Origin of the sequence: Teichococcus deserti (genome assembly GCF_001982615.1) — a bacterium.
Classification (GTDB): Bacteria; Pseudomonadota; Alphaproteobacteria; order Acetobacterales; family Acetobacteraceae; genus Pseudoroseomonas; species Pseudoroseomonas deserti.
The window spans coordinates 1-4577 of record NZ_MLCO01000240.1 but is presented as its reverse complement, the minus strand read 5'-3'; the positions used below and the strand labels follow the sequence as shown (position 1 = coordinate 4577).

Sequence of the window (4577 nt, the reverse complement as noted above, 5' to 3'; positions counted from 1 at the left end):
TCTTTCTTGGACGTTTCCTCCCTAAACTCGGCGGTGCTTCGGCACCGCCTTTTTTTTCGCTTTTTTCCCCGGCGAGTTCAGCACCGGAGGCGGGCGGGGTTGCAGCGGTCGGCCGCCATCCTGCCAGGAAGGCAGCCTGCGCCGGGCGCGAGGCCTCAGGCGCGCAGGATCGACCAGTCCATCCCGGCCAGCGCCGCGATCATGCTGGTCAGGTCGTGCTGCAGCCGGGCCATCGCCGGCAGCCGCTCGATCGCCGCCTCGTCCATGTAGAGGCTGCGGGCGATCTCGATCTGCAGCACATGCACCGCCTCGCGCGGGCGGCCGTAATGGCGGGTGACATAGCCGCCGGCATAGGGGTCGTTGCGCCGCACCCGGTAGCCCATGCCCCAGAGCTGCTCCTCCACCCGCCGCACCGCCTTGGTGGCGCAGGCGGTGCCATGCGCGTCGCCCAGCACCATGTCCGGCGCATTGGCCGGCTGGCCGGGATGGGCCGGCATCGAATGGCAGTCGATCACCAGGCAGCAGCCGAAGGCGGCCCGCGTCTCGGCGATCAGCTCGGCCAGCGCCGCGTGATAGGGCTGCCAGCAGCGCTGCACCCGCGCCTCGGCTTCCGAGAAGGCCAGGCGCCGGCGATAGACCGGCTGGCCGCTGGCGACCACGCGGGCGATGGTGCCGAGGCCGGCGCCCACCCGCGGGCTCGCGCTGTTCACCCAGGCCGGCAGCGGCCCGTCGAACATGTTGGGGTCGAGCTCCCAGGGCTCGCGATTCGCGTCGCAATAGACGCGCGGGAAGGTGGCAGCCAGCAGCGGCAGGCCGAGCTCGGGGGCGGCGGCGAAAAGCTCCTCGACGAAGCTGTCCTCGGAGCGGCGCACGGCGAGCGCGTCCAGCCGCGATTCCGCCAGGAACTCGGCCGGGTAGACGCGGCCGGAATGCGGCGAGGCGAAGACCAGCGGCGCGCGCAGCCGGGTCGGGCGCAGCAACGTGAAGGGGCCGGGCGCGGACTGCCCGGCGAGGAGCGCCATCGGGAGATCCATGATCGGCCGCCATCAAGCCACAGCGAAACGCCGCTGTCACGATCGCCCGGCGATCTGCAGGCCGCGCCCGCGCATTTGCGGCCAAAGAATCTTGAGGTTGTTTCGCTTCCAGGCCTTGCCTGCCCCCCGGTGTCGCGCTAGTTAGCCCGCCCACCGGTGAGGGCGCGTAGCTCAGCGGGAGAGCGTCCCCCTGACACGGGGAAGGTCACAGGTTCAATCCCTGTCGCGCCCACCATTCCCGGTTCCTCCTTCAGACATCTGCTGGTTCCGTCCGGAAGGCTTTTCGCTTTCGCGGACGATTTCGCGCGTCCGGGCTCTGGCGCGCGGGACCGGTCCGTCCGAGCAAGGACCACGCTGCGGCGGAAAACAGGCCGAAGATTGCGCCGCGGCCGGCGGCTCCGAAAGAAACATGCAGTCAGGGCAGGCCAGCCTTGCCGAATGCAAGAAAAGCGGCGGCTTGACCCCTGCCGCTTTGGGTCGCACACCAGCATGCATCCAGAGAATGTTCCGGGGGAACGCCATGCATCGCCGCCACCTGCTGCTGGCCACCGCGGCCGGCCTCGCCGCACCCGCCCTTGCCCGGGCGCAAGCGCCGGCGGTGACGATGCGCCTGTCGCACCAGTATCCGCCCAGCCACCAGCATGCCGGCATCCTCGCCGCCTTCGCCGAGCGGGTGAAGGCGAAGAGCCAGGGCGCCATCGACGTGCAGGTCTTCCCGGCCGAGCAGCTGGCCCGCGCCGGCGAGAATTTTCCGGCCGTCGCCCGTGGCGCCTTCGAGGCGGCCGCGGCGGTGAACTTCCAGTGGGGCAACACCCTGCCGGAGATGAACGTGCTGACCCTGCCCTACCTCTTCACCGGGCTGGAGCGGATCAAGAAGTTCCCCGGCTCGCCGGTGGCGCAGCATCTGGAAGGGCTGCTGCAGAAGCGCGCGGTGCGCAACCTGATGTGGCTCTACACCACCCGCCGCGCCATCTTCACCAGCGGCCGCAAGCCGGTGGTCACCACCGACGACTTCAAGGGGCTGAAGATCCGCGGCCTCAACGCGCTGACCGACCATGCGCTGACCGCGGTGGGCGCCGCCCCCTCCTCGATGCCCGGGCCGGAAGTGCCGCAGGCGCTGCAGTCGGGCGTGCTGGATGCCGGGCTGACCGATGTCTCCGCCGCCGTCTCCCGCCGCTTCTACGAGTTCCAGAAGTTCGGCACGGTGACCAACTGGTTCTGCGTCTTCACCCATGTCTATGTGAATCCGCGCTGGTTCGATCGCCTGTCCGACGCGCACCGCGCCATCATCGTGGCCGAAGCCCAGCAGGCCGAGCGCGACCAGATCCCGGTGACCGAGGAGGTCGCCGCCAAGGCGCTGGAAGAACTCCGCGCCCGCGGCATGACGGTGCACGAGCAGACGCCGGCGGAAGAGGCTGCCTGGTCGGCCGCCATGCAGAAGCCGGTGGTCGACGCCTTCCTGCGCCTGGCCCCCGACAACGGCGCCCGCGCCATCGAGCTGCTGCGCGCGCTGTGACGCCGACGCCCCCGCGGCCGCAGACGAACCCGCTGGCGCGCCAGCTCTCCACCGTCGCCGCGGTCACCGCCCAGGCGGCGGGGGCCTTCGGCGCGCTGGCGACGCTGCTCTGCCTGGTGCTGGTCGCCTATTCGGTCGGCGCGCGCTACCTCGCCGGCCTGCCGCAGCCCTGGATCGACAAGGCGGCGGGCTGGCTGGTGGTGGGGCTGGTGCTGCTCGCCGCCCCCGAGGCGCAGCGCCGCTTCGAGCATATCGGCGTCGACGTCATCACCGAGCGCCTCAAGGGCCGCGCCGCCCGCATCATGCGGCTGGTCGGCACGCTGTCGGTGGCCCTCGTCGCCGGCATCCTGCTGTCGGCCGGGCTGGAGGCGGTAGAGTTCAGCCGCATGATCGGCATCATGACCGAGATCGAGGGCGTCCCCGTCTGGTGGATCCAGTCGATGCTGCCGATCGGCTCGGCGCTGCTGCTGGTGGTGGCCCTTGCCCAGTCGATTATCCTGCTGCTCGGCCAGGATCCCGACTTCATGCCCGACGGCTCCGACGAGCTGCCGCGCGACACCCTCGCCCGCGGCGAATGAGAGCGGCCCGAATTCCATGACCTTCCTGCTGCTGCTCGTCGCCCTCTTCGTGCTGCTCTATCTCGGCCTGCCGATGTTCGCGGCGCTGTTCCTGCTGCCGCTGGCCGTGCTGCTCTATGTCGAAGGCGGGCTGCCGGCGCTGGGCGAGCTCGTCATCGGCCAGCTCGACGGCTATCTGCTGGTGGCCATCCCGCTGTTCATGCTGATGGCGCATATCATGGTGCGCGGGCGGGTGGTCGACGACCTCTACGCCGCCGCCTTCTCGATGCTGCGCGGCGTGCGCGGCGGCGTCGGCATTGCAACCGTGGCCGCCTGCACCATCTTCGCCGCCATCTCCGGCTCCTCGGTCGCGACGGCGCTCACCGTCGGCAAGATCGCCATCCCGCAGATGCTGCGCTACGGCATGTCGCGCAAGGGCGCCTTCGGCGTCGTCGCCGGCGGCGGCACGCTGGGCATCCTGATCCCGCCCTCGGCGCCGATGGTGCTCTACGCCTATGTCACCGAGACCAGCGTCGGCGCGCTGTTCCTGGCGGGGCTCATCCCCGGGCTGATGATGGCGGCGATCTTCGCGCTCTACTGCTTCATCACCGAGGGCCGCGCGGTCGCCCCCGCCGACGACCCGCCGCCGGAGAACATCGCGACCTCGCTCAAGCGCGCCGGCTGGAGTCTGTCGCTGCCGATCTTCGTCCTCGGCGGCATCTATCTCGGCGTCTTCACCGCGACCGAGGCGGCCGGCACCGGCACGCTCTACGCCCTGCTGATCGCGGCGCTGATCTACAAGACGATGACCTGGCGCGACCTGATCGACGGCGTGCAGGAAGCCACCCGCACCAGCGCCATGCTGCTGATGATCATCGCGGCGGCCGCCATCTACGGCTACATGCTGACCAAGCTGCGCGTGCCGCAGGAGCTGACGGCGCTGGTGCTCGACTGGGGCCTGTCGCGCACCGGCTTCCTGATCGCCATGATGGTGCTGCTGTTCCTGCTGGGGCTGGTGCTGGAAAGCTTCTCGATCATCCTGCTGACCATGCCGGCGATCCTGCCGGTGCTGGACCAGCTGGGCATCGACAAGGTCTGGTACGGCATCCTGCTGACCATCAGCCTGGAGATGGCGCTGATCTCGCCGCCGGTCGCGATGAACCTGGTGGTGATCAAGGCCATCACCGGCGCGCCGCTGGCCGAGGTCAACCAGTCCATCATCCCCTATATGCTGATGCTGGCCTTCGGCACCGCGCTGATCATCCTCTTTCCGGATATCGCCCTGTGGCTGCCGCGGGTCGCGGGGTATGGGGGCTGAAGCGAAGGCAAGCCGTCGAGAGGGCGCCGCCCTCTCGAGCTCTCCCGCCGGGGTGACAGTGTCACCCCGGACCCCGCCAGTCTTTGGCGCCAGGAGGCCACAGGCGGGACTCAAGTGATGGCGGGGTCCGGGGGGATACTATCCCCCCGGAC

4 protein-coding genes and 1 tRNA gene are annotated in these 4577 nt (G+C 69.8%); 4 read left to right on the top strand and 1 reads right to left on the bottom strand.

The window, feature by feature from the left end; all coding sequences use genetic code 11:
* Window positions 1-155: 155 nt before the first annotated feature.
* Window positions 156-1022, bottom strand: a complete 867-nt coding sequence (locus tag BKE38_RS22010) for an N-formylglutamate amidohydrolase (RefSeq protein ID WP_083747766.1) — start codon at window positions 1020-1022, stop codon at window positions 156-158.
* A 172-nt stretch (window positions 1023-1194) separates the two neighbouring features.
* On the opposite strand from BKE38_RS22010, the gene BKE38_RS22005 reads away from it, so the two are divergent.
* From BKE38_RS22005 to BKE38_RS21990, 4 genes are all read left to right on the top strand, one after another.
* Window positions 1195-1269: transfer RNA gene (locus BKE38_RS22005), tRNA-Val, on the top strand.
* 285 nt (window positions 1270-1554) lie between these two features.
* Complete coding sequence (locus BKE38_RS22000) at window positions 1555-2550, top strand: TRAP transporter substrate-binding protein (RefSeq protein WP_242662539.1); 996 nt, start codon at window positions 1555-1557, stop codon at window positions 2548-2550.
* Window positions 2547-3128: a TRAP transporter small permease gene (locus BKE38_RS21995; RefSeq protein WP_076959384.1), complete on the top strand. Its 582-nt coding sequence runs from the start codon at window positions 2547-2549 to the stop codon at window positions 3126-3128. The genes BKE38_RS22000 and BKE38_RS21995 overlap by 4 nt, the downstream gene beginning before the upstream one ends.
* Before the next feature lie 16 nt (window positions 3129-3144).
* The gene (locus BKE38_RS21990; protein ID WP_076959383.1) at window positions 3145-4425 is read left to right on the top strand and encodes a TRAP transporter large permease; all 1281 of its coding nucleotides are present in this window, start codon (window positions 3145-3147) and stop codon (window positions 4423-4425) included.
* The last annotated feature ends 152 nt before the right edge of the window (window positions 4426-4577 follow it).

Coding starts and splice junctions, on each gene's coding strand:
- BKE38_RS22010 (WP_083747766.1), bottom strand. CDS start 1,022: ATGGCGCTCCTCGCCGGGCAGTCCGCGCCCGGCCCCTTCACGTTGCTG.
- BKE38_RS22000 (WP_242662539.1), top strand. CDS start 1,555: ATGCATCGCCGCCACCTGCTGCTGGCCACCGCGGCCGGCCTCGCCGCA.
- BKE38_RS21990 (WP_076959383.1), top strand. CDS start 3,145: ATGACCTTCCTGCTGCTGCTCGTCGCCCTCTTCGTGCTGCTCTATCTC.